This window comes from Cupriavidus sp. KK10, assembly GCF_018223725.1.
Lineage (GTDB): Bacteria > Pseudomonadota > Gammaproteobacteria > Burkholderiales > Burkholderiaceae > Cupriavidus > Cupriavidus necator.
Window position 1 is genome coordinate 1,121,840 of record NZ_CP073677.1, and the last position, 22,878, is coordinate 1,144,717.

General features: G+C 68.4%; 19 protein-coding genes. 7 read left to right on the plus strand and 12 right to left on the minus strand.

Annotated features, from left to right (window positions below; genetic code table 11):
• Positions 1-5 precede the first annotated feature (5 nt).
• The 3 genes from KB879_RS05510 to KB879_RS05520 form a co-directional block, all read right to left on the minus strand.
• A complete protein-coding gene (locus KB879_RS05510) occupies positions 6-785 on the minus strand; it encodes a BspC domain-containing protein (RefSeq protein WP_371827391.1) in 780 nt (259 codons plus the stop codon).
• Positions 786-1,035: 250 nt separating this feature from the next.
• Positions 1,036-1,923 carry an N-formylglutamate amidohydrolase gene (locus tag KB879_RS05515; RefSeq protein ID WP_013956069.1) on the minus strand — a complete coding sequence of 296 codons (888 nt, stop codon included), beginning with the start codon at positions 1,921-1,923 and terminating at the stop codon, positions 1,036-1,038.
• A 15-nt stretch (positions 1,924-1,938) separates the two neighbouring features.
• Positions 1,939-2,925 carry a tripartite tricarboxylate transporter substrate binding protein gene (locus KB879_RS05520; RefSeq protein ID WP_013956070.1) on the minus strand — a complete coding sequence of 329 codons (987 nt, stop codon included), beginning with the start codon at positions 2,923-2,925 and terminating at the stop codon, positions 1,939-1,941.
• A 124-nt stretch (positions 2,926-3,049) separates the two neighbouring features.
• Here KB879_RS05520 and KB879_RS05525 point away from each other — a divergent pair, with 124 nt between their 5' ends.
• Positions 3,050-3,958 carry a LysR substrate-binding domain-containing protein gene (locus tag KB879_RS05525; RefSeq protein WP_013956071.1) on the plus strand — a complete coding sequence of 303 codons (909 nt, stop codon included), beginning with the start codon at positions 3,050-3,052 and terminating at the stop codon, positions 3,956-3,958.
• Between the two features lie 3 nt (positions 3,959-3,961).
• Here the strand turns inward: KB879_RS05525 and KB879_RS05530 are convergent, their stop codons facing one another.
• Positions 3,962-4,870, minus strand: coding sequence for a LysR family transcriptional regulator (locus tag KB879_RS05530; RefSeq protein ID WP_249221257.1), 909 nt, complete (start codon positions 4,868-4,870; stop codon positions 3,962-3,964).
• Positions 4,871-4,979: 109 nt separating this feature from the next.
• Here KB879_RS05530 and mdlC point away from each other — a divergent pair, with 109 nt between their 5' ends.
• The 3 genes from mdlC to KB879_RS05545 are packed head-to-tail and all read left to right on the plus strand — an operon-like array spanning position 4,980 to position 9,134.
• On the plus strand, positions 4,980-6,584 hold the full coding sequence (gene mdlC, locus KB879_RS05535; protein WP_013956073.1) for a benzoylformate decarboxylase: 1,605 nt from the start codon (positions 4,980-4,982) through the stop codon (positions 6,582-6,584).
• Between the two features lie 49 nt (positions 6,585-6,633).
• Entirely contained in the window at positions 6,634-8,085 is a 1,452-nt protein-coding gene (locus KB879_RS05540) for an aldehyde dehydrogenase (RefSeq protein WP_013956074.1), read from the plus strand.
• 59 nt (positions 8,086-8,144) lie between these two features.
• Positions 8,145-9,134 carry a tripartite tricarboxylate transporter substrate binding protein gene (locus KB879_RS05545; RefSeq protein ID WP_013956075.1) on the plus strand — a complete coding sequence of 330 codons (990 nt, stop codon included), beginning with the start codon at positions 8,145-8,147 and terminating at the stop codon, positions 9,132-9,134.
• A gap of 61 nt (positions 9,135-9,195) precedes the next feature.
• On the opposite strand, the gene KB879_RS05550 is transcribed toward KB879_RS05545, so the two are convergent.
• Genes KB879_RS05550 through KB879_RS05560 form a run of 3 tightly spaced genes read right to left on the minus strand, consistent with a single transcriptional unit; the run spans position 9,196 to position 11,897 of the window.
• Positions 9,196-10,371: a VWA domain-containing protein gene (locus tag KB879_RS05550; RefSeq protein WP_013956076.1), complete on the minus strand. Its 1,176-nt coding sequence runs from the start codon at positions 10,369-10,371 to the stop codon at positions 9,196-9,198.
• Between the two features lie 28 nt (positions 10,372-10,399).
• Positions 10,400-10,993: a GNAT family N-acetyltransferase gene (locus KB879_RS05555; protein ID WP_013956077.1), complete on the minus strand. Its 594-nt coding sequence runs from the start codon at positions 10,991-10,993 to the stop codon at positions 10,400-10,402.
• A 13-nt stretch (positions 10,994-11,006) separates the two neighbouring features.
• Entirely contained in the window at positions 11,007-11,897 is an 891-nt protein-coding gene (locus tag KB879_RS05560) for a MoxR family ATPase (protein WP_211980871.1), read from the minus strand.
• Positions 11,898-12,436: 539 nt separating this feature from the next.
• Between KB879_RS05560 and KB879_RS05565 the strand changes: the two genes are divergently transcribed.
• Positions 12,437-12,784, plus strand: a complete 348-nt coding sequence (locus tag KB879_RS05565) for a cytochrome c (RefSeq protein WP_013956079.1) — start codon at positions 12,437-12,439, stop codon at positions 12,782-12,784.
• Positions 12,785-12,793: 9 nt separating this feature from the next.
• Positions 12,794-13,192 carry a c-type cytochrome gene (locus KB879_RS05570; RefSeq protein ID WP_013956080.1) on the plus strand — a complete coding sequence of 133 codons (399 nt, stop codon included), beginning with the start codon at positions 12,794-12,796 and terminating at the stop codon, positions 13,190-13,192.
• Positions 13,193-13,291: 99 nt separating this feature from the next.
• On the opposite strand, the gene aroG is transcribed toward KB879_RS05570, so the two are convergent.
• Positions 13,292-14,371, minus strand: coding sequence for a 3-deoxy-7-phosphoheptulonate synthase AroG (aroG, locus tag KB879_RS05575; RefSeq protein ID WP_013956081.1), 1,080 nt, complete (start codon positions 14,369-14,371; stop codon positions 13,292-13,294).
• A 144-nt stretch (positions 14,372-14,515) separates the two neighbouring features.
• Positions 14,516-14,761 (minus strand): hypothetical protein, encoded by a 246-nt coding sequence (locus KB879_RS05580; RefSeq protein WP_148271560.1) that lies wholly within the window; start codon positions 14,759-14,761, stop codon positions 14,516-14,518.
• 122 nt (positions 14,762-14,883) lie between these two features.
• Here KB879_RS05580 and KB879_RS05585 point away from each other — a divergent pair, with 122 nt between their 5' ends.
• Positions 14,884-15,939 (plus strand): trans-aconitate 2-methyltransferase, encoded by a 1,056-nt coding sequence (locus tag KB879_RS05585; protein ID WP_013956082.1) that lies wholly within the window; start codon positions 14,884-14,886, stop codon positions 15,937-15,939.
• A 64-nt stretch (positions 15,940-16,003) separates the two neighbouring features.
• On the opposite strand, the gene tldD is transcribed toward KB879_RS05585, so the two are convergent.
• The 3 genes from tldD to KB879_RS05600 form a co-directional block, all read right to left on the minus strand.
• Complete coding sequence (tldD, locus tag KB879_RS05590) at positions 16,004-17,464, minus strand: metalloprotease TldD (protein ID WP_211980872.1); 1,461 nt, start codon at positions 17,462-17,464, stop codon at positions 16,004-16,006.
• 99 nt (positions 17,465-17,563) lie between these two features.
• On the minus strand, positions 17,564-18,394 hold the full coding sequence (locus KB879_RS05595; protein WP_013956084.1) for a carbon-nitrogen hydrolase family protein: 831 nt from the start codon (positions 18,392-18,394) through the stop codon (positions 17,564-17,566).
• A 23-nt stretch (positions 18,395-18,417) separates the two neighbouring features.
• A complete protein-coding gene (locus KB879_RS05600) occupies positions 18,418-22,602 on the minus strand; it encodes a YhdP family protein (protein WP_211980873.1) in 4,185 nt (1,394 codons plus the stop codon).
• Between the last annotated feature and the right edge of the window lie 276 nt (positions 22,603-22,878).

Consider the following 22,878-nt stretch of genomic DNA (forward strand, 5'->3'; position numbering starts at 1 on the left):
TGCGCCTATTGCTTCTTCTTGGTCTTGCTGGTCGTCTTGGCCGGGCCGGAGGTGGACTTGGCGGTCGTTGACTTCGACGACTTGGACGCCGACGCCTTGTCCGACTTCGACGCCGTGCTCTTGCCTTTGGCCCCCTTGCGGCTCTTGCTTGCCGAAGTGTGCGTAGCAGCAGGCACGGCCGGCTCGGCAGCCGGTTCGCTGATGGTGGCGCCGCCGCTGTCCAGCAGCTCATACGCCAGCATCATGCCGTCGTCATAACCGCAGCGCACCTTCACCGGCTGCCAGTCGTCGCTGCCGCGGCGCTTGTGCGCGGTAGCGGCGAAGGTGACCACCGAGCTGACCGGCACGGCCTGCTTGCCGGGCGAGAAGCGTCCGTTCCATGGCTCGGTCGTGGCCTGTCCCGCGGCGAGCGCGCCGGTGGGGATCTTCAATGCATCGTAGCTGGCCGAGCGCGGCACCACCCAGCTGGCGTGGGCGGCGCAGTCCGCCACGTCGCTGGTGGCGTTCTCGGTCTTCATCAGTTGTTCGCGCATGCGGGTCCGGTACTCGGACAGGCTGACGCGGCCACGGTCGGGCAGGGTGACGGTCTTGGTGGGCGGAGTGGAAGTGGCGGGTGCCGGGGCGGCGGCAGGTCGGGCGGGCGCGGCGGTGGGTGCCGGGGCAGGGCCGGCGCTGGCATCATCGGCCGGCATATTGGCGCAGCCTGCCAGCGCGATCGCACCGGCCACTGCGGCAGCCACCATGCGGAGCCGGCTGCCGAGCAGTTCGGAGATTCGTCGGATCACGGTGTGAGCGGTGTGTGCGTTCTTGGGTTTTGCCCGCGGGGCCGCAGGGGCCGGCAGGCAAGATGGGTTCGCAAGGAATGCCATGATAGAGGAAACCTATCTGACAAAGTTCCTAAATCTTGTTACCCATTCTTCCAAGGCTTGAGGTCGTGCAGCAAGTGACTTGTGCACTAGCAGGAATCCCTTCTCTCGCACAACTGCGGTGAACCCGCAGCGTATGCGGGGCTGCGTGGCGCAGCCCCGGCCCGGGTCAGGCCACGCGCGACGGCATCGAGCGCGTAAAGCGCAGCAGCTCGTCGAGCAGCAGGTTCAGGTCATGGCGCAGCCTGGCAAAGCCCGCGGTATGCGTCAGGCCCACCTCGTCCATATAGAGCTTGCGGTTGACCTCCAGCTGCAGGCTGTGGCAGCCGGCCTGGGGCTGTCCCACCACGCGCACGATCTCCACGCCCTTGTACGGGTGGTTGCGCCAGACGTCGTAGCCCATCTCCTTGAGCACGCCCTCGACCCGGTCGGTGAAGCGCTTGTCGCAGGTGGTGCCGTCGCGGTCACCCACCACGAAGTCCGGATGCTCCAGCCCCGGGAACTCGGTGGCGAATGGCGCGGCGTGGCTCGGCATCGAATGGCAGTTGATATGCCAGGCGCTGCCGTGGCTGGCGACGGCGCGGTCGGCCAGCTTCTGCAGCTGCGCGTAATAGGGCAGGTAGCAGCGGTTGATGCGCGCCTGCACTTCTTCCACGCTCAGCTTGCGGTCGTAGATGGCCTCGCCAGTGTCCAGCACGCGCCAGACCAGGCCCTTGCCCAGCCGGGTCTTGGAGGTCTCCTGCCTGGCGCCGGGCCACGGTGTGTCGAGCAGGGCTTCGTCGATTTCTTCCAGCGCGCGGTTGGCGTCCAGATAGCTGCGCGGGAAGCCCGCGCACAGCAGCGGGATGCCGCGCGCCGGGGCGCCGGCGTAGAGCTCGTCGACAAAGGTGTCTTCGGCCTGGCGCAGCAGTTCCAGCGGTAGCGCGGGGTCGGGGCGGAAGTCCGTCGGGTAGGTCGTCGCGCTGTGCGGCGAGTCCAGGAACAGCGCCGCGGGCTCGCCCTCGGGCTGGTACAGGTAGAACGGACTGTCCGCGGTGGTTCGGTCGGTGTCGGTCATGGTGTTGCTGTGGAATCAGTCGAGCGAGATCTTGGCGGCGGCGGCCACGCGCTTGTTCTTGGCCACTTCGCTCTTGATCTGGGCGGCAAAGTGCGCCGGCGTATCGCCCACCGGGGTCGCGCCCAGCTTCTCGAGCTTGGCCTTCACTTCCGGCAGTGCCAGCACCTTGACCGCGGCGGTGTGGAGCCTGGTCTGGATATCCGCCGGCAGGTTGGCCGGTGCGATCAGGCCGAACCAGGCGGCGTCGTTGACTTCGCCCAGGCCCAGTTCGGCAAAGGTCGGCACGTTGGGCAGCGCGGCCACGCGCTTGGGCGCTGCCACGGCGAGCGCACGCAGCTTGCCGCCTTCGATGAACGGCAGCGACGACGGCAGGTTGTCGAACAGCACCTGCACCTGGCCGGCCAGCGCGTCGTTCAGCGCCGGGCCCACGCCCTTGTAGGGCACGTGCAGCAGTTCAGTCTTGCTGCTCATCTTGAACAGTTCCCCCATCATGTGCGAGACGCTGCCGTTGCCCGCCGAGCCATAGGCAAGCTTGTTGGGCTGCGACTGCGCCAGCGCGATGAAGGACTTCATGTCGGTGGCCTTGACCGCCGGGTTGATGCTCATCACGTTGGGCACCGAGGCCAGGTTGGTGATGGTGGTGAAGTCCTTGGTTGCATCGTAGGACAGGCGCGGGTAGACCGCCGGATTGATGCCATGGGTCGAGGCCGTGGCAATGCCCAGCGTGTAGCCGTCCGGCGCCGCCTTGGACAGGAAAGCGGTGCCGATGCTGCCGCCGGCGCCGCCGCGGTTGTCCACCACCACGGCCTGGCCCAGTTGCTGGCCGAGCTTGTCGGCGACGATGCGCGCGACGATGTCGGTGGTGCCGCCTGCGGGGAAGGGCACCACCAGCGTGATCGGCTTGGTCGGGTAGCCGGCCTGGGCGAAGGCGCTGAAGGAGATGCCGGCAGCGGCGGCGGCCGAAGCGGCGGCCAGGAGTCGGAGAAGATGGCGACGTTGCATGACGGGGTCCAGGGGAAGGGGAGGAATAAAGTGGATTTCACGATTCTGCGCGCCCGGGCAAGCGTGCCGCAAACGAAATAAAATCCTTAGCTCATTCCATTTGGTCGTAAAGTAGAGGTGATTTATGCGACGCCTATGTCCGTCGCTGACCGAGTTGCAGGCCTTCGAGGCTGCGGCGCGTCATAACAGTTTTACCGTAGCCGCGCGTGAACTGCATGTCACGCAAGGCGCGGTCAGCAAGCAGGTGCGCAGCCTGGAGGCTTACCTGGGCGTGGAGCTGTTCCAGCGCGTGCGCCAGCGCCTGATGCTGACCAAGGCGGGCGAGCGCTACCTCGAGCGCATCGGCCCCAGCCTGAACGAGCTGGAGGCCGCCACCGTCGAGCTGATGGCGCGGCAGGGGCGGGGCGGCGTGCTGCATATCGCCAGCATGCCGACGCTGGGCGCCAAGTGGCTGATCCCGCGCCTGCCGCAGTTTTTCGCGCGCCATCCGGAGGTGACGCTGGAATTCGTGCCGCACGCGCAGGGCTACGATTTTTCCGAGCCGGACCTGGACGCCGCGATCCGTTTCGGCGACGGCGTCTGGCCCGGCAGCCTGGCCGACTACATGACCGGGCGCGAGGTGCTGCCGGTGTGCCGCCCGGGCCTGCTGGCGTCCGAGCCCGGCGGCGTGGCGCCCACGCCCGCCGCGCTGCTGCGCTATCCGCTGCTGCACCACACCACCGTTCCCGAAGCCTGGCCCGACTGGTTCGCCACGCTGGGCGTGCCGACCCGCGAGGCCTGGAGCGGCGCGCGCTTCGACCAGTTTTCGCTGCTCACGCAAGCCGCGCTGTCGGGTCTGGGCATCGCGCTGATCCCGCGCTGCCTGATCGAGGAAGAACTGGCCACCGGGGCGCTGGTGGTGGCGCATCCGGCCCAGGTGCTGGCCAAGAAGGGCTATTACCTGTGCTATCCGGAGCAGAAGCAGCACCTGCCGGCGCTGCGCACATTCCGCGCATGGGTGATGGAAGGGGCCGACCTGGCGCGGCCCGCCTGACGTTCAGCCCACGTCCGATGTCAACTGGCGCAACTGCTCCAGCAGCTTCGCTGCCGGCGCCGGCAGGATGCCCTGGCGGCGCCGGTACACCGCCAGCCGGCGCGGCGCCTGGGCGCCTTCAATGGGCAGCGGCTGGATCATGCCCGCCTTTTGCTCGGCCTCGTACATCGGCGCGGCCATCCAGCTGAGGAAGCCCGCGCGTGCCACCAGCGCCTTGAGCGCAATGATCGAGCGGGTTTCGGCGACGATCTCCGGCGGCGGCAGCCCGGCCCGTGCAAACAGCCGCTGCAGTTCGTCGAATGGCGCTGTGCCGCGCGGCGGCATGACCCAGCGGCAGCCGACCGTATCCGCCAGCCGCAGCGCCGGCCGGCCCATCAGCGGATGCCCGGCGGCGGCGACCACGAAGCTGCTGTCGCTCCAGCCCACATCCGCCACGGCGCAGATTTCCTCGTTCTCCGGCAAGGCGATGCCGATAACCAGGTCGATCTCGCGGCGCAGCAGCGCATCGGCCAGGAAATCTCCCACCCCTTCGACGATGCGCACGCGCAGCCCGGGCCAGCGTGCCAGCACCGCCTCGATCGCCTCCGGCAGCACCACGCTGGCCACGCTGGCGACGGTGCCCACGCGGATGGTGCCGGCGGCCAGCCCGCGCAGCGCGCGCACGGCCTCGGTGGCGTGCTCGGCCTCGTGGCGCAAAAGGTTGGCGTGCGGCAGCAGGGCCTCGCCGCAGGCGGTCAGCACCATGCCGGTGGCATAGCGTTCGAACAGCGGCGCGTCCAGCTGGGCTTCCAGCCGCTGGATGGTGCGGCTCAGTGCCGGCTGGGTCACGTTCAGCTGTGTGGCCGCACGGCCCAGGCTGCCGTGTTCGCACACCGCAAGGAAGGCAAGAAGCTGGCGCAGATCGAGGGTCATGCCGAATCGTAATGACTTTGCCCCGAAACGGCAATTTCTGGGCAAGGCCTGATTGTCCATACTGGTCGGCAAGCTTTGTCTCTAATTCCGCACTGGAGCTTCCTCGACCATGGCCAGTTCTGCCTCGCCTGCCGCCTCCGCCACTCCCACCACCGTGCGCACCGCGGTGCTGGACCTGGTGCGCGCGTTCGGCATGACCACCATCTTCGGCAATCCCGGCTCGACCGAGCTGCCGCTGTTCCTCGATTTCCCCGACGACTTCCGCTACATCCTCGGCCTGCAGGAATCCGTGGTGGTGGGGATGGCCGATGGCTATGCCCAGGCCACCCGCAATGCGGCCTTCGTCAACCTGCACTCGGCGGCCGGCGTCGGCCATGCCATGGGCAGCATCTTCACCGCCCACAAGAACCGCACCCCGATGGTGATCACGGCCGGGCAGCAGGCGCGCTCGATCCTGCCGTTCGAGCCCTTCTTGTTCTCGGCTCAGGCCACCGAACTGCCCAAGCCCTACGTGAAGTGGAGTTGCGAGCCGGCGCGGGCCGAAGACGTGCCGCTGGCGATTGCGCGCGGTTACTACATCGCCATGCAGCCGCCGCGCGGGCCGGTGCTGATCTCGATTCCCGCCGATGACTGGGCCCGGCCATGCGAGCCGGTGCTGCCGCGCACGGTCAGCACTGAAAGCCGCGTGCAGCCGGCACTGCTGGCGCAGATCGGCGACGCTCTCGATGCCAGCCGCCGGCCGGCGTTCGTGGTGGGCGCGGCCGTGGACCGCGATGGCGCCTGGGACGACGTGGTGCGGCTGGCGGAACGGCACCAGGCGGCGGTGTGGGTGGCGCCGATGTCGGGGCGCTGCGGCTTTCCGGAAGACCATCCGCTGTTTGCCGGCTTTCTGCCGGCGATGCGCGAGAAGATCGTCGGGCTGCTCACGGGCCACGACCTTGTTTTCGCGCTGGGCGCGGCGGCCTTCACCTATCACGTCGAGGGGTTTGGCCCCCATGCGCCGCCCGGGGCGCAGGTGGTGCAGCTGATCGACGATCCGAATATCGCCGCATGGGCGCCGGTGGGCACTGCCGCAGTCGGCAGCATCCGCCAGGGCGTGGCCGACCTGCTGGCGCGCCCGGCGCCGCCGCGGCGCGAAGCCCCGCGCCCGCGCGTGCCGGCACCGCGCGCCGAGCCCGGCACGCCGATGACCGTCGCCTATGTCCTGCAGACGCTGGCGGAGCTGCGCGACCCCGATTCCATCGTGGTCGAGGAAGCGCCCAGCGCGCGCCCGGTGATGCATCGCTACCTGCCCATCCTGCGCAGCGAGACCTTCTATACGATGTGCAGCGGCGGGCTTGGCTACGGCCTGCCCGCGGCAGTGGGCGTCGCGCTGGGCAAGCCGGGGCGCAAGGTGATCGGCCTGGTCGGCGACGGCTCCAGCATGTATTCGATCCAGGCGCTGTGGAGCGCCGCGCAACTGGGCCTGCCGATCACGTTCATCGTGCTCAACAACCGGCGCTATGCCGCCCTGCAGGAGTTTGCGCCGACCTTCGGCTTTGGCAGCGATGATCCGCTGGTCGGCACGGCATTGCCCGATCTGGATTTCGTGTCGATTGCGCTCGGGCATGGTTGCGAGGCATCACGGGTGACTCATCCTGCTGCATTGCGCGAAGCGCTGGCGACAGCCCTGCGCATGCGTGTGCCGACCGTGGTGGAGATCGAGGTGGCCTGAGCCGCAGCGCCAGACGACAGACGAAGTACCCCTTCCAGGAGACTCCAGGATGCAAAACATCACCATGCTGATCAACGGCGAGCGCACGCAGGCCGCCAACGGTGCCACCTTCGAGCGCCGCAACCCGCTTGACCACAGCGTGGCCACGCGGGCGCCGGCAGCCACGAGCGCCGATGCGCTGGCCGCGGCCGACGCTGCCGCGCGCGCCTTCCCGGCCTGGCGCGACACCGGTCCGGGCGAACGGCGCGCCTTGCTCATGCGCGCGGCGCAGGCACTCGAAGGCAAGGCCGGGGCACTCACCGCCGCGATGGCGGCGGAGACCGGTGCGTCGGCGATGTGGGCCGGCTTCAATGTGCACCTTGCCGTCGGCATGCTGCAGGAGGCCGCCGCGCTGACCACGCAGATCAACGGCGAGGTGATCCCCTCCGACGTGCCGGGCAGCCTGGCGATGGCGGTGCGGCAGGGCGCGGGCGTGGTGCTGGGCATCGCGCCGTGGAACGCACCGGTGATCCTGGGCGTGCGCGCTGTGGCCACGGCGCTGGCGTGCGGCAATACGGTCATCCTGAAGGGTTCGGAGATCTGTCCGGCCACGCATGGCCTGATCGTCGATGCGCTGGCGGAGGCGGGCTTCCCGGCGGGCGTGGTCAACTTTGTCACCAACGCCCCGGCCGATGCCGCCGCGGTGGTCGAGACCATCATCGCCCACCCGGCCGTGCGCCGCATCAACTTCACCGGCTCCACGCGCGTGGGGCGTCTGATCGCGCAGACCTGCGCGCGCCACCTGAAGCCCGTGGTGCTGGAGCTGGGCGGCAAGGCGCCGCTGGTGGTGCTCGACGATGCGGACCTGGACGCCGCGGTGGACGGTGCCATCTTCGGCGCCTTCGCCAACTCGGGCCAGATCTGCATGTCCACCGAGCGCATCGTGGTGGATGCCAGCATCGCGGACGCCTTCGTGGCACGCTTTGCCGCGCGTGCCGGCGCCTTGCCGCTGGCGGATCCGCGCACCGGCCCGGCGGTTCTGGGCTCCGTGGTCGACATGAGCACCGTCGAGCGCTGCAACGTGATGATCGACGACGCGCTGGCCAAGGGCGCGCGGCTGGTCTGCGGCGGCAAGGCGACCGACACGCTGATGCGGGCCACGGTGCTGGATCACGTGATGCCGGACATGGAGATCTATCGCGAGGAATCGTTCGGGCCGGTCAAGGCCGTGGTGCGCGTGGATGGCGTGGAAGCGGCCATTGCCTGTGCCAATGATTCCGCCTATGGGCTGTCGGCGGCCGTGTTCGGCGGCGATGTGGCGCGCGCGATGCGGGTGGCCGGCCGCATCGAATCGGGCATCTGCCACGTCAATGGCCCGACCGTGCAAGACGAGGCGCAGATGCCGTTCGGCGGCGTCAAGGCGAGTGGCTATGGCCGCTTCGGTGGCAAGGCCGGGATCGATGCCTTCACCGAGCTGCGCTGGATCACGGTGCAGACCACGCCACGGCAATATCCGTTCTGAGTGGCGCCGCGGAGCGCTGCGGCAGGCAGTAGCAAAACATAAGACAGGAGACAACCATTATGCGATTCCCCCACCGTATCGCGCGCGCCCTTTGCGCCGCACTGTGCGCGCCGGGCCTGCTGGCTGGCGTGAGCGCGCCGGCCGCCGCGCAGCCGTGGCCGGACAAGCCGATCCGGCTGGTCGTCAACTTCCCCGCCGGCGGGGCCGCGGATACGCTGGCGCGCGGCATCTCGCCCGGTCTGTCCGAGGCGCTGAAGCGTCCGGTGGTGATCGACAACCGCCCGGGCGCCAACGGCATCGTTGGCGGCGATGCCGTGGCCAAGGCGCCGGCCGATGGCTATACCTTCCTGCTGACCTCGGGCGGCGCGGTGGCCATCGACCCCTTCCTCTACAAGAAGATGCCATACGACCCGCTCAAGGACCTGACCCCGGTCGCATCGGTGGCGCTTGTGCGGGTCTACCTGCTGGTGCATCCGTCGGTGCCGGCGAAGACGCTGGACGCGTTCATCGCCTATGTGCGCGAGCATCCGGGCAAGCTCAGCTACGGCTCGGCCGGCAACGGCAGCACGCCGCATATCGCTGCCGAGATGTTCAAGCGCGCCGGCAAGCTGGACGCCGTGCACGTGCCGTACAAGGGCGCGGCCCCGGCCCTGAGCGACCTGCTGGCAGGGCAGGTGCAGTTCATGTTCGATCCCGGCCCCGGCCTGCAGCACGTGGCCAGCGGCAAGCTCAGGCTGCTGGCGGTGGCCAGCGCCAAGCGCGCGGCGCAATACCCGGACGTGCCGACGCTGGCCGAGGCCGGCCTGCAGGACGTCGACGGCGACTCGACCTTCGGCGTCTATGCGCCCGCCGGCACGCCGCCGGCCATCGTCGAGCGCATGAACCGCGAGATCAACCGCGCGCTCGCCGGCGTGCAGCTGCAGGACAACGTCAACAAGCTGGGCGGTGCGGTGGCGCCGCTGAGCATCCAGGCGTTTGCCGAGCGGCAGAACGTGGATCGCGCGCGCTATGGCAGGTTCATCCGGCAGGCGGGCATCACCGTGGACTGACCCATGAAAAAGGGCGGCATGTCGATGCCGCCCTTTGCGCGCTTCAGCAGCCAGCGCCGCCTTACTTCGACAGCACCTTCATCGCCTGTTCCAGCCCCGCCAGCGTCACCGGATACATCCGTCCCTTCATCAGCTGGTTGATGACTGTGATCGACTGCCGGTACTGCCACAGGCCTTCCGGCTCCGGGTTGAGCCAGACGAAGTGCGGGAACTGCTCGGTCATCCGGTTCAGCCATACCGCGCCGGCCTCGGTGTTGTTGTACTCCACCGAGCCGCCCGGCTGCAGGATCTCATACGGGCTCATGGTGGCGTCGCCGACGAAGATGATCTTGTAGTCGGGCGTGTACTTGTGCAGCAGGTCCCACGTGGCCAGCTTCTCGGCGTGGCGGCGGCGGTTGTTCTTCCACACGTAGTCGTACAGGCAGTTGTGGAAGTAGTAGTACTCCAGGTGCTTGAACTCGGTCTTGGTGGCCGAGAACAGCTCTTCCACGCGCTTGATGTGGTCGTCCATCGAGCCGCCCACGTCCATCAGCATCAGCACCTTGACCTTGTTGTGGCGCTCGGGCCGCAGCTTGATGTCGAGCAGGCCGGCGTTGGCCGCGGTGGAGTGGATGGTGTCGTCCAGGTCCAGCTCGGTGTCGGCGCCTTCGCGGGCGAAGCGGCGCAGCCGGCGCAGCGCCACCTTGATATTGCGCGTGCCCAGTTCGACCTGGTCGTCATAGTCCTTGTAGGCGCGCGCCTCCCACACCTTGATGGCGGTGCGGTTGCCCTTGGACGGGCCGCCGATGCGGATGCCCTCGGGGTTGTAGCCGCCGTGGCCGAAGGGCGAGGTGCCGCCCGTGCCGATCCACTTGTTGCCGCCCTCGTGCTTTTCCTTTTGCTCCTCCAGCAGCTGCTTGAGGCGCTCCATCAGCTTGTCGAGGCCGCCCATGGCCTCGATCTTGGCTTTTTCCTCGGGCGAGAGTTCGCGCTCCAGCGTCTTCTGCAGCCAGTCGAGCGGGATGTCGGACTTCCAGTCGACCAGGCTCTCGACCCCCTTGAAGTAGGCGGCGAAGGTCTGGTCGAACTTGTCGAAGTGCTTCTCGTCCTTGACCAGCGTCATGCGCGACAGGTAGTAGAACTCGTCGATCGACGGCGAGATGACCTGCGCCTTGAGTGCTTCCAGCATGGTCAGGTATTCCTTGACCGAGACCGGCAGCTTGGCGTGGCGCAGCGAGAAGAAGAAATCGATCAGCATGATGCCTCGCTTTCAGTCGGCGGCCGCTTCAGCGCGGACGGTCGAGCTGGAATTGCAGGTGTTGCCGCACCGCCGGCCATTCGCTGGCGATGATCGAGAACACCACGGTGTCGCGCAAGGAGCCGTCCGGCATGCGCTGGTGGTTGCGCAGCACGCCGTCCTGCTTGGCGCCCAGGCGCGCGATGGCGGCGCGGCTCTGCTGGTTCATCCAGTGCGTGCGGAATTCCACGGCGATGCAGTCGAGATGCTCGAAGGCATGGCCCAGCAGCATCAGCTTGCATTCCGTGTTCAGCGGCGTGCGCTGGACGCGGCGCGCATACCAGGTGGAGCCGATCTCCACGCGCCGGTGGGTCGCGTCGACATTCATGTAGGTGGTCATGCCCGCCAGCTCGCCGGCGGCGTCGCGCACCGCGAACGGCAGCATCGAGCCCTGTTCCTGCAGCGCCAGGCGCCGCGCGATCTCGGTTTCGATCCGCTCGGGCGCGGGCACGCTGGTGTACCAGAGCTTCCACAGCTCGCCGTCGGCGCAGGCGCTGCGCAGGCCATCCGCATGCTCGGCGCGCAGCGGCTCCAGCGTGACGTGCCGGCCCACCAGCGTGACGGGTTTGACGAACGCAGTCATGGCGGGCGGTGCCTCAGCGGTTGGCGCGGTTCATGAACACCAGGCGCTCGAACAGGTGCACGTCCTGCTCGTTCTTCAGCAGCGCGCCATGCAGCGGCGGAATCGCGGCCTTCTTGTCCGGGCTCTTCAGCGCCTCGGGCGGGATGTCCTCGGACATCAGCAGCTTGAGCCAGTCGATCAGTTCGGAGGTGGACGGCTTCTTCTTCAGGCCCGGCAGGTTGCGCATCTCGTAGAACGATTCCAGCGCGGCAGCTACCAGCTCGCGCTTGATGCCGGGGTAGTGCACGTCGACGATCTGCTGCATCGTCTCGGCATCGGGGAACTTGATGTAGTGGAAGAAGCAGCGGCGCAGGAAGGCGTCGGGCAGCTCCTTCTCGTTGTTCGAGGTGATGATCACCAGCGGGCGATGCTTCGCCTTGACCAGTTCGCGCGTCTCGTAGACATAGAACTCCATGCGGTCGAGTTCGCGCAGCAGGTCGTTGGGGAATTCGATGTCGGCCTTGTCGATCTCGTCGATCAGCAGCACGACCTGCTCGTCGCCATCAAAGGCCTGCCACAGCACGCCCTTGACGATGTAGTTGCGGATGTCGTGGACTCGGTCATCGCCCAGTTGCGAGTCGCGCAGGCGCGACACCGCGTCGTACTCATACAGGCCCTGCTGCGCCTTGGTGGTCGACTTGATATGCCACTGCAGCAGCGGCATGCCCAGCGCGGCGGCGACTTCCTCGGCCAGCATGGTCTTGCCGGTGCCGGGCTCGCCCTTGATCAGCAGCGGGCGCTGCAGCGTGCGCGCGGCATTGACGGCCAGCTTGAGGTCGTCGGTGGCGACATACTGGTCGCTGCCCTCGAAACGGGCCTGCTGGGCGATGGAAGCTTGGGTGGAAGCGTTGGCGGTGTTTGACATGAGGCAACCTGAGGTGACGGCCTCGGATCGAGGGCCGGGTTGGCGTGCTTGGCGCGGTCTCTTCGCGCTGTCATGCGCGCTTTCATTATGGAAACAGGGTCCGGTGCAGGGCGCCCGCAAGCTGCTGGCGGCAGCATTCGCGAACGGTCGTGCAGATTCCCGGGATCAGCCAGTATAAAAGACCTTTGCGGTTCGTGTTGGGGCACGCTGACAGGCCGTCGGTGGTCCGGGCCGGTTGCTGGACTGGCAGGTGCCGGCTGCGGTACAATGCGGCGGTTTGACGCGCCCCCACGTCCAGTTCTCCAGCATCCGGCAGTCCGCGTTCAGAAGTCCCAGCGGCCCTTCCGGGTCGCGGCGATTGCGAGAGGTGGTTCCAGAATGGTGTTCCACATCCCTGCAACAGAGCGGATGCGACATGTCTGGCGGGTTGCACCTCGGCAATCCGTCCGGCTGCCCTGGTTTTCCCCGCAGAAGCATTCTGAAACCGTCTCCGCCCGGCAGGGCAGGTCACACGGTTTAACTTCCAATCCGCAAAGACAATGAAAAAGCTCCTCACGATGGTGGTGCTGGGCGCGGCTGCAACGGCTGCGCAGGCACAGGAAGTCAAGGGCAATGGAGACGCTGCCAAGGACAAGGTTGCAATGTGCATCGGATGCCACGGCATTCCGGGCTACCGTGCGTCATTCCCCGAAATCTATGAAGTGCCGATGCTGGGCGGCCAGAGCGCCAAGTACATCGAGAACGCGCTCAAGGCCTACCAGAAGGGCGAGCGCAAGCACCCGACCATGCGCAGCATCGCCGCGACGCTGACCGAGCAGGACATCGCCAACGTGGCGGCCTACTACTCGCAGCAGAAGGCCGGTACGCAGAACAATTCCCTCAAGTAAGAGACCCTCATGAATACGCTCAAGACGCTTTCGTTCGCGCTCGGCGCACTCGTGCTGGGTGCTGCCGCGATGCCGGCCTCGGCCGCCGACCTTGCCGCCGGCAAGGCGCTGGTGGAAAAGGGCGCCTGCGTGGCCTGCCATGGCGCGGGCCTGAACGCCCCGATCTCGCCGGACTACCCCAAGCTGGCGGGTCAGCACGCCGACTACCTGTACCACGCGCTGGCGTCGTACCAGGTGTCGGGCAACGCCCTGGTGGGCCGCTCCAACGCCATCATGGCCGGTCAGGTCAACGCCAATCCGGCCGTGACCGACAAGGACGGCAAGCCGCGCCCGTTCACCCGCAAGGAGCTGAAGGACATCGCCGCCTACATCGAGTCGCTGCCTGGCGACCTGGTGCTCAAGAAGTAAGAACGCGCGGCGGCTGCCGTGCCGATGCCAAAAAGCCGCTTCCCTGGAAGCGGCTTTTTGTTGTGTGCGGCAGCGCGGGGCCCGGGCCCCGCCGCGGCATCAGTTGCCGCTGCCCGAGGCCAGCCGGCGCTGGCGCACCGACTCGGCCAGGCCCTCGAGCACCTTGACCGAGTCGTCCCAGCCGATGCAGGCATCGGTCACGGACTGGCCGTAGGTCAGTTCCTCGACCGGCTGGCCCTGCACGTGGTCCTGGCGGCCCGCCACCAGGTGCGATTCCACCATCACGCCGATGATGCGCTGGTCGCCGCCGGCGATCTGGCGGCCGATGTCCTCGCACACCGGGATCTGGTTCTCATGCCGCTTGCTGCTGTTGGCGTGCGAGGCATCGACCATCAGGCGCGAGGCCAGGCCGGCCTTGGCGATGGCGTCGCACGCTTCCTGCACGCTGGCTGCGTCGTAGTTGGGCGCCTTGCCGCCGCGCAGGATCACGTGGCAGTCCTCGTTGCCCGAGGTCGACACGATTGCCGAGTGGCCGCCCTTGGTCACCGACAGGAAATGGTGCGGCTGCGACGCGGCCTTGATCGCATCGACCGCGATCTTGACGTTGCCGTCGGTGCCGTTCTTGAAGCCCACCGGGCACGACAGCCCGGAAGCGAGTTCGCGGTGCACCTGCGACTCGGTGGTGCGGGCGCCGATCGCGCCCCAGCTGACCAGGTCGGCGATGTATTGCGGGCTGATCATGTCGAGGTACTCGGTGCCGGTGGGCACGCCCATCTCGCTGATGTTCAGCAGCAGCTCGCGCGCGGTGCGCAGGCCATCGTTGATCTTGAAGCTGCCATCCATGTGCGGATCGTTGATCAGCCCCTTCCAGCCCACCGTGGTGCGCGGCTTCTCGAAGTACACGCGCATCACCACCTCCAGCTCGCCGGCGAAGCGGTCGCGCTGGACCTTGAGCAGCTTGGCGTAGTCCAGCGCGGCGCGGGTATCGTGGATCGAGCACGGGCCGATGATGACGATCAGGCGGTCATCCATGCCGTGCAGGATGCGGTGCATGGCCTGGCGCGCGCCGTAGATCACGTCCGAAGCCTGTTCGGAGCAGCCGAACTCGCGGATCAGGTGCGCGGGCGGCAGCAGTTCCTTGAGTTCGCGAATGCGCAGGTCGTCGGTGTTCTTCAGCATGATGGCTCCAGGAATCTTGTGAGGTCGTGAGTGTGTGGGGTAACAAACAGGTATAAAAAAACCGCCAGGGTCGCTGGCGGTCTTTTTTGTATTCGGGGCGCTGCTTACAGCCGTCCCTCCCTATCCGCCAGCGGTGTGAGATCGCTAAAAAAGTAAAAGTAAAACTTGGCGGACATGGCGGAAAAAGGCGTTGGCTTGGGTCAGCTTGAATCGATTATCGTCGTGGGCGCCGAATTTATGCTGCACTGCGTAGCAGAAAGGCAGGAAATTGCGCGCCGGTCGGTCAATTTTCGGCGTGCGTCCGTTGCTTATCGCGCGGCGAAGCATCTTTATAGCGCCTTTTGCCAGGGTTGGCAAGTGTCGACGAGGCCATGCGGTGCGCTGGCGCACCGATCTCCGGCGGCTTGCAGCCTTGCCGCGCAAGCCTTGTCCCGCCGCCGCTTTTCGGCTTTTCCCAACATAACCGGGGGCTATATTGGAACCGGGGAGCGGTGAGCACGGGGAGGTGCATCATGAGCGTCGATGAAGCGAGGCTGAATGCCTTCATGGAAAAATTCATCAACGATATCGGCGCGGTGATGCATGCCGCGACCGTGGTCGTGGGCGATGAACTCGGCCTGTACAAGGCGATGGCGGAAAAAGCCATGACCGCAGAAGTGCTGGCGGCAAAAACCCATACCGACGTGCGCTACCTGCGCGAATGGCTGTCGGCTCAGGCGGCCAGCGGCTATGTCGACTATGACCCGGCAACCGGGCAGTTCAGCCTGAACGAAGAGCAGGCCTATGCGCTGGCGCAGGAGGGCAGCCTCGCATTTATCCCGGGCGCGTTCCAGATCGCGGTGGCGCAGTTCCGCGCCATCCCGAAGATGATCGATATCTTCCGCAACGGCCGCGGGCTGGGCTGGCACGAGCACGATCCCGCGCTGTTCCACGGCACCGAGCGCTTCTTCCGGCCCGGCTACGCGGCGCACCTGGTCTCCGAATGGATTCCCGCGCTGGACGGCGTGGAGGCGCGGCTCAAGGCGGGCGCGTCGGTGGCGGACGTGGGCTGCGGCCACGGCGCGTCGACCATCATCATGGCGCAGGCGTATCCGGCCTCGCGCTTTGTCGGTTTCGACTACCACGAGCCTTCGGTGCGCCATGCCGCCGAAGCCGCGCGCCGCGCCGGCGTGGCCGAGCGCGTGCGCTTCGAAGTGGCCACCGCCAAGGACTACGGCGGCAAGGACTATGACCTGGTGGCGGTGTTCGACTGCCTGCACGACATGGGCGATCCGGTCGGCGCGGCGCGCCACGTGCGCGAGACCCTGCGTGCCGATGGCGCCTGGATGATCGTGGAGCCGTTTGCCAACGACACGCTGGAGCAGAACCTCAACCCGGTCGGCCGGGTGTTCTATTCCGCGTCCACCTTCATCTGCACGCCGGCGTCGCGCGCGCAGGAAGTTGGCCTGTGCCTGGGCGCGCAGGCGGGCGAGACGCGCATGCGCGCGGTGGTTGAGCAGGCCGGCTTCCGCAGTTTTCGCCGCGCGGCGCAGACGCCGTTCAATTTGGTGTATGAAGTGCGGCCGTAAGGCTGGGACGATCCCATGAAAAACGGGACCCCGCGGGGTCCCGTCTTCGTCATCGCCGGACCGCTCAGGCGGTGCCGCCCACCGTCATGTTCTCGATGCGCAGCGTCGGCTGGCCCACGCCCACCGGCACGCTCTGGCCCTCCTTGCCGCAGACGCCGACGCCCGAGTCCAGGCGCATGTCGTTGCCGATCATGGTGACGTCCTTCAGCGATTCCGGGCCGTTGCCGACCAGCGTCGCGCCCTTGACCGGATAGGTGATCTTGCCATCCTCGATCATGTAGGCCTCGCTGGCCGAGAACACGAACTTGCCGTTGGTGATGTCCACCTGGCCGCCGCCGAAGTTGACCGCATACAGGCCGCGCTTGACGCTGGCGATGATTTCCTGCGGATCCCTGTCGCCGTTGAGCATGTAGGTGTTGGTCATGCGCGGCATCGGCAGCGCGGCATAGCTTTCGCGGCGCGCGTTGCCGGTGACCGGCATCTTCATCAGGCGCGCGTTGAGCGTGTCCTGGATATAGCCGCGCAGGATGCCGTCCTCGATCAGCGTGGTGCACTGGGTCGGGTTGCCTTCGTCGTCCAGGTTGAGCGAGCCGCGGCGGTTGGCCAGCGTGCCGTCGTCGACCACGGTCACGCCCTTGGCCGCGACGCGTTCGCCCATGCGGCCGGCAAAGGCCGACGAGCCCTTGCGGTTGAAGTCGCCCTCCAGGCCGTGGCCGACGGCTTCATGCAGCAGCACGCCAGGCCAGCCCGGGCCCAGCACCACGGTCATCGCGCCGGCCGGGGCCGGGCGCGCGTCCAGGTTGACCAGGGCCGAAGAGACGGCCTCGTCCACATACTTCTGCAGCAGCTCGTCGGTGAAGTAGCCATAGGCATAGCGGCCGCCGCCGCCGGAAGAGCCGACCTCGCGGCGCCCGCCGTGTTCGGCGATCACCGTGACCGAGACCCGCACCAGCGGACGCACGTCGGCGGCGATCACGCCGTCGCTGCGCGCCACCAGCACCACGTCGTATTCGCCGGCCAGGCCTGCCATCACTTGCACCACGCGCGGATCCTTGGCGCGCGCCATGCGCTCGACGCGCTCCAGCAGCGCCACCTTCTCGGCCGCGCTCATGGAGTCGAGCGGGTCGTTGGGCGTGTACAGGTTGCGCCCGGCGTGCGTGGCCAGCTCGCCGGCCACCTTGACGCGGCCGCTGCCGGCACGGCCGATGGTGCGCGTGGCCGCCGCGGCCTGCGACAGCGCCGCCAGGCTGATGTCGTCCGAATAGGCGAAGGCGGTGCGGTCGCCCGAGACCGCGCGCACGCCCACGCCCTGGTCGATGCTGAAGCTGCCCGACTTGACGATGCCTTCTTCCAGGCTCCAGGCCTCGTTGCGGGTGTACTGGAAGTACAGGTCGGCATAGTCGACCTTGTGCGTGAAGATATCGGCCAGCACGCGCTGGAGCTTAGCCTCGTCCAGGCCGTACGGTGTCAGCAGCAGTTGCTGCGCGGTGGCCAGGTTGCGGATTCCGAGATCGCCGGCGTTCATGAGATGTCCTTTCTTCCTGGGAACGCGCCGGCTTGCGGCCGGCGCGGCAAAAAATTCTCTGGGCGGGCGCCGGTGGCGGCCCCCGCGGTTGCGTACATGCTACAGCACCCGGTGTCGCAGTGCCGGCAGGTTCTGCCGGACCTCTGCCAGGCGCGCGGGGTCGATCACGCCGCCGACCACGCCTTCGCCTTCAGGCAGCGTTGCCAGGACCTCGCCCCACGGATCGACCAGCATCGAATGGCCCCAGGTGCGCCGGCCGTTCTCATGCTTGCCGCCCTGTGCCGCGGCCAGCACATAGCATTGGTTTTCAATGGCGCGGGCGCGCAGCAGGATCTCCCAGTGCGCCTGCCCCGTGGTGTAGGTGAAGGCGGCCGGCATCAGAATCAAGCTGGTGCCGTCGCCGGCGGCCAGTCCGCGGTAAAGCTCGGGGAAGCGCAGGTCGTAGCACACCGACATCGCCACCCGGCCGCAGGGCGCATCGAAGCTGACCGGCGTGCGCCCGGCCAGGATGGTGCGCGACTCGTCGTAGCTTTCAGTGCCGCGGGTAAAGCCGAACAGGTGGATCTTGTCGTAGCGCGCCACGCGCTCGCCGCGCGGGTTGAAGGCGAGCGAGGTGTTGTACACGCGCGCCGGGTCGTCGCACCACATCGGCAGCGTGCCGCCGACCAGCCAGATGCCGTGGCGGCGTGCCGTATCGGCCAGGAACTGCTGCACCGGGCCGTCGCCGTCATGCTCGCGCACCGCCACCTTGTCCGATTCGGAGCGGCCCATCATGCAGAAGTATTCGGGCAGCAGCACCAGCGCGGCGCCGCCGGCGGCGGCCTCGGCGATCAGCGCGCCGGCGCGCGCCAGGTTGGCATCGAGCGAGGTGCCTGTCACGGTCTGGATGGCGGCAACGCGGAACGGGGCGGGGGCGGCGGGTGCAGTCATAGGCGGGGCGGGCGTTGTTTTCCTCAGCGCGGGAAGGCGGGGTCGGCGCGGTTCTGGAAGGTCGGGGCTTGCGCCTTATTGTCCTCCAGTTTGCCGATCTGCGGGTTAGCCCAGCTACCGCTGATGCGGTAGTGCTGGGTGAACACCTTGGAGAACTCGTCGGCAAACAGCAGTTGCGCGGCCAGCGTGCCGATGCCCAGCACCGGGTTGATGAAGGCGGCCGCGATCGAGGTGGAGGTGGCGTTGATGCGCGGCACCACCTCCACGCGCAGGTCCTGGGTCTCGCGCAGCAGGTTGGCGGTGCCGCTCATGCTGGCCATGATCTGCGGGCTCCTGAGCTCGAAGTCCTGGATCGTGCCGACGCCGTTCTCGATCGTGCCGGTGCCGGCAATGCGGTCGAACACCAGCCCGCGGCCCGACAGGGTGCGGAAGTCCAGCGTGGCAAAGCGCAGCAGGCCCTGCAGGCTGAGCACGCCCAGCAGCCGCGCCGCGCCGGGGTCCACGCTCAGGATCTGGCCATTCTCCAGGTCCAGCGACAGCTTGCCCGACAGCGTCGGGTAGTCGATCGACAGCGGCGAGCCGCGCCAGGCCACGCGGCCTTCGAGCTTGCCCTTGCCGTCGCTCAGCGTGTGTGCCAGGCCCAGCCGGTCCAGCGTGGCGCCGGCATCGCGCACGTCGATGGTGAAGGACAACAGGGTGCGGCGCTCGGCATTGGCGTCGGCGCGCAGCCGGCGCGGCACGCGCCAGCTGCCGCTGCCGGTCAGGGTGGCGCCGGGCTGCTCGATCTGCAGCTTGTCCAGGGTCCAGACCGGGTCGGCAGCGCTGGTGCCGGTATGGGCCTTGACCTCAAGCTTGCCGAAGTCATGCCCGCGCAGCATGAACTGATCGGCCACCAGGTCGATCGCGGGCAGCTCGTCGATGCTGCTGGCAAGCGCGTCCACCACGTTGTGCTCGTCGCTGGCATCGGGCACGTTCAGGCGCGCCAGGCGCAGTTGCAGCGACCCGGTGGCCGAGGGCCCGGCCGGACGCCACTGCACCGCGCCGGCCACCTGGCGCGAGTCGATCTTAGCGTTCCAGCCACCGGCCTCGCGGTTGGCGTCGAGCACCACCTCATCCAGCGTGCGGCCCATGGCGTGCAGCGCTCGCGCGCGCAGCGCAATGCGGCCAGGCAGGAAGGGCGAGGGCGCCTCAGCGGGGCCCGCGGTGCCGGCACCGCCACCGAAGGCCGCCCGCCACGCATCGATATCGAGCTGGTCGAAGGTGGCCGCGGCGCTGACACCGGCCGCAGGCAGCGGCGCCGCCTGCTGCACGCCGATGCCGCCGGCGAGCACGTCGATGCCGCCGCCCTGGTCGCGGCGCAGCAGGTAGCGCGCGTTCAGCGCATGGCCCAGCTGCACCACCAGTTCGCTGGCGCCGGCGCGGCCCGGGGCGCTGGCCGGGCGCAGGTCCACGCGCAGCGCCAGGTCTTGCGCCGCGGCCTTGGCCAGGGGCGCGGGCAGGCCGCTCGCCATGCCATTCAGTTCGGAGCTCAGCTGCACCTGCAGCTGGCGCTCGCGCGTGGCGATCACGGCGCTGTAGCTGGTGCTGCCTTCGAGCCGCGCGGCCACCGGCGCCAGCGCCGAGCCCGCGGCAGCCTCGCGTAGCCCCGCGGCCGAGACGCTGCCGCTGGCGGTGACGTGCGTGGCGCCGTCCGGCTGGGTGCCGCCGCCGAGCCGGATCTCGCCACCGAGGAAGCGGGCGCGCATGTTCTCCAGCCCGAAACCGTGTTCGTTGAACGTGATGGTGCCGTTGGCATGGCCCAGTTGCGGCAACTGCGGGCTGAGCACGACTTCGTTGCCGGGGAAGCGGAAGCGGCCGTCCACCTTGGCGGCATTGGCGTGTTCCAGCGGCATGTCGAGCTTGAGCCTGAGCTCGCCGTTGCCGTTGGCCTGCGCCGCATCGGCCACGTGCGCGGTCCATTCGCGCACCGGCGAAGCGTTGATGTAGCGCAGGAAGCCCTGCACCGGTCCGCTGGCGCCGCCGTCGATCACCAGCTTGCCGTGCGGGCCAAGGTCGTCGATGCGGCCCTTGACGTCCTGTAGCGTGACGCCGGGGATATCTTGGACCGTGGCCCGGCTCGCCAGGAACGTCATGCCGCCGCGGTCGAACACGACCCGCCCGGCAATGTCGGTGAACGTGGGCCACGCCTGTACGCCGGCGGTGGTGCCGCTCGCGGTCTCATGCGGGGCGATCTGGTAGCTGACGTGTTCGATCGGCACCTCGACGCGGAACTCGCCGGCCTTCTCGTGCGGGGCACGGAACGGGAAATGCGCCAGGTCGCCGCGCAGCACGAAGCTCACGCCGGCCGCTTCGCCGCCCGCCAGCGCGCCGGCCAGGTAGTGCCGGGTGCCGGCCGGAATGCTCAGCGGCAGGTAACGCGGCACGCGCGCCACCTGGGCGCGGGTCATGTCACCGGTCAGGTTGGCGATGCCGGATACACCGTCGCCGCCTGCGCGCCAGGTGCCGCGCACCGAGCCGGCCGCATCGGCATTGGCAAAGCGCACGCCGTCCAGCGTGACCGCGAGCTTGCCGCCGGTGTGGGTCCAGTGCACTTCGCCGCCGATCTGGTCGAACGGCAGCCGCGGCTCCTCGAACAGGCCGGGCAGCACCAGTGCCGCGTCATTGCCTTCGAAGCGGGCATTGCCCTGCTGGTCATCGAAGGAGAAGGTGCCGGACAGGTGCGAGAAGCCGGGCGTGCCCAGCCGCGGGTGACCGCTGGCGTCCATCGCGGGCACGGCCGGCTGGCCATTGACCGAGACGTCGCGCAGCGTGCCCTGCACGCTGTAGAGCGGCTTGCCGCCGCCGCGCTCGAGCATGCCGGCGCGATCGCGGCTCCAGGTCACGTTCAGGTTGTCGATGTGGCCCGCCGGCTGCAGCGCGCGCAGCCGGCGCAGCACCGCGGTGTCCAGCGGCATCGAGCTGGACACCGCGCGCACCGTGTTCAGGTCCAGCGTGGGCGCCTTCAGCGAGAACTTGCGCAGGGTGCCGTCATTGGCGGTGGCCCAGCCGAGGGTGACCTTGCGCATGCCTTCGCGCCAGGTGCTGTCGGCGGGGGTGCCCTCATCGTCGCTGGCGGGCAGGGGTTGCCAGAGCAGGGTGTCGACGGTCAGCAGGTTGCTGCCGTCACGCTCGGTCCGGTGCAGCAGGAAGGCCTGCGCATTGGCCAGGCGCAGCGGGGCGGAGGCGCCGGCCAGCTGCAGGTCGACGCCGCTGGCGCGCAGCCGGGTCTGGCTGCGCACGATGCGGCCCTGGCGGAATTCAATGCTGCCGTCGGTGCTGAAGGTGCCGCTGGCGACGCGCTCGAACATCGCCAGGTAGCGCTGCAGCACCGGCAACTGCAGCTGGCCGAGGTCCCAGCTGGCCTGCCCGGTCCAGTAGCGCCAGTTGCCGGCGCTGTGCAGGTAGTCGTTGCGGAAGGTGGACTGCACTACCAGGGGGCTCGGCCCCAGCGCCGGCGAGCGCGCTTCCAGTTCCAGCGTATGGCGCACGCCATCGCGGCGGGTATCGAGGCGGATCTCGCCGATATCGAGCTGCGGCAGGCCTGCCTTTTCGTCCAGCCAGCGCAGCTTGCCGTCGGACAGCGCCACGCGCCCCTGCGACATCAGCCAGCCCAGGAAGCGGTCGTCGTCCTGCTGGCCGCCGGTCGCGTCCACCACCATGCCGCCCACCAGCAGCCTGCCCTCGGGCGTGCGCCGCACCAGGATGTCGGTGCTGGTCGCGCCTAGGCTGACGAACTGCAGGTTCATACTGAACAGCGAACGCCACGACAGCTTGCCGTCGAGCGTGGCGGCCGCAAGCAGCACGCGCCGTTCGGGGTCCACGGCGCGCAGGCCGCGGGCGCGGAAGGCTGGGTGCCAGCCGTCCCAGTAGGTATCGAGCGCGCCGATGCTGACCTTGGCCGAGAGCGCCACCGAGCCGCGCTCTTCCAGCCACTGGCGCGCGGTGGATGCCTGTGGCCACAGCACGAAGCGGATCAGCAGGCCCGCCACCAGCGCCAGCGCGGCCAGCACCAGTGCCAGCCGCACCAGCGCGCGGCCCAGCCCGCGCCAGAACGGGTGGCGCACGGCTGCCGCCACGCCGCGCGCGCAGGCGCGCAGGAACGTGCCCGCGCGTGCGCGGGCGGAACCGCTGCGCCGGGCGCTGGCGGCATCGTTGGCCGGGGGATTCACGGCGTGTGGCGGGGCCAGGGTGGAGGCGGCCTCCGGCCCGCCCGCGCCGCAATTGGGGGGGGAACCATCAGCGGGTGGTGGGGCGCGGCTGGACATGCGCAGATTATCCGACAATACTAGCCGCTCTCCAATCTGGTGCCCGGCCGGCTGAAACAAGAACGCGCAAGCTGCGCGCACCCAACGCGACAATAGCGACGATGGCGCGCCCGCTGCGCGGACAACAGGACGCGAGCATCGGGTGAACCGCGGGGCGAACCACGGGCCGCACCTTTTCTC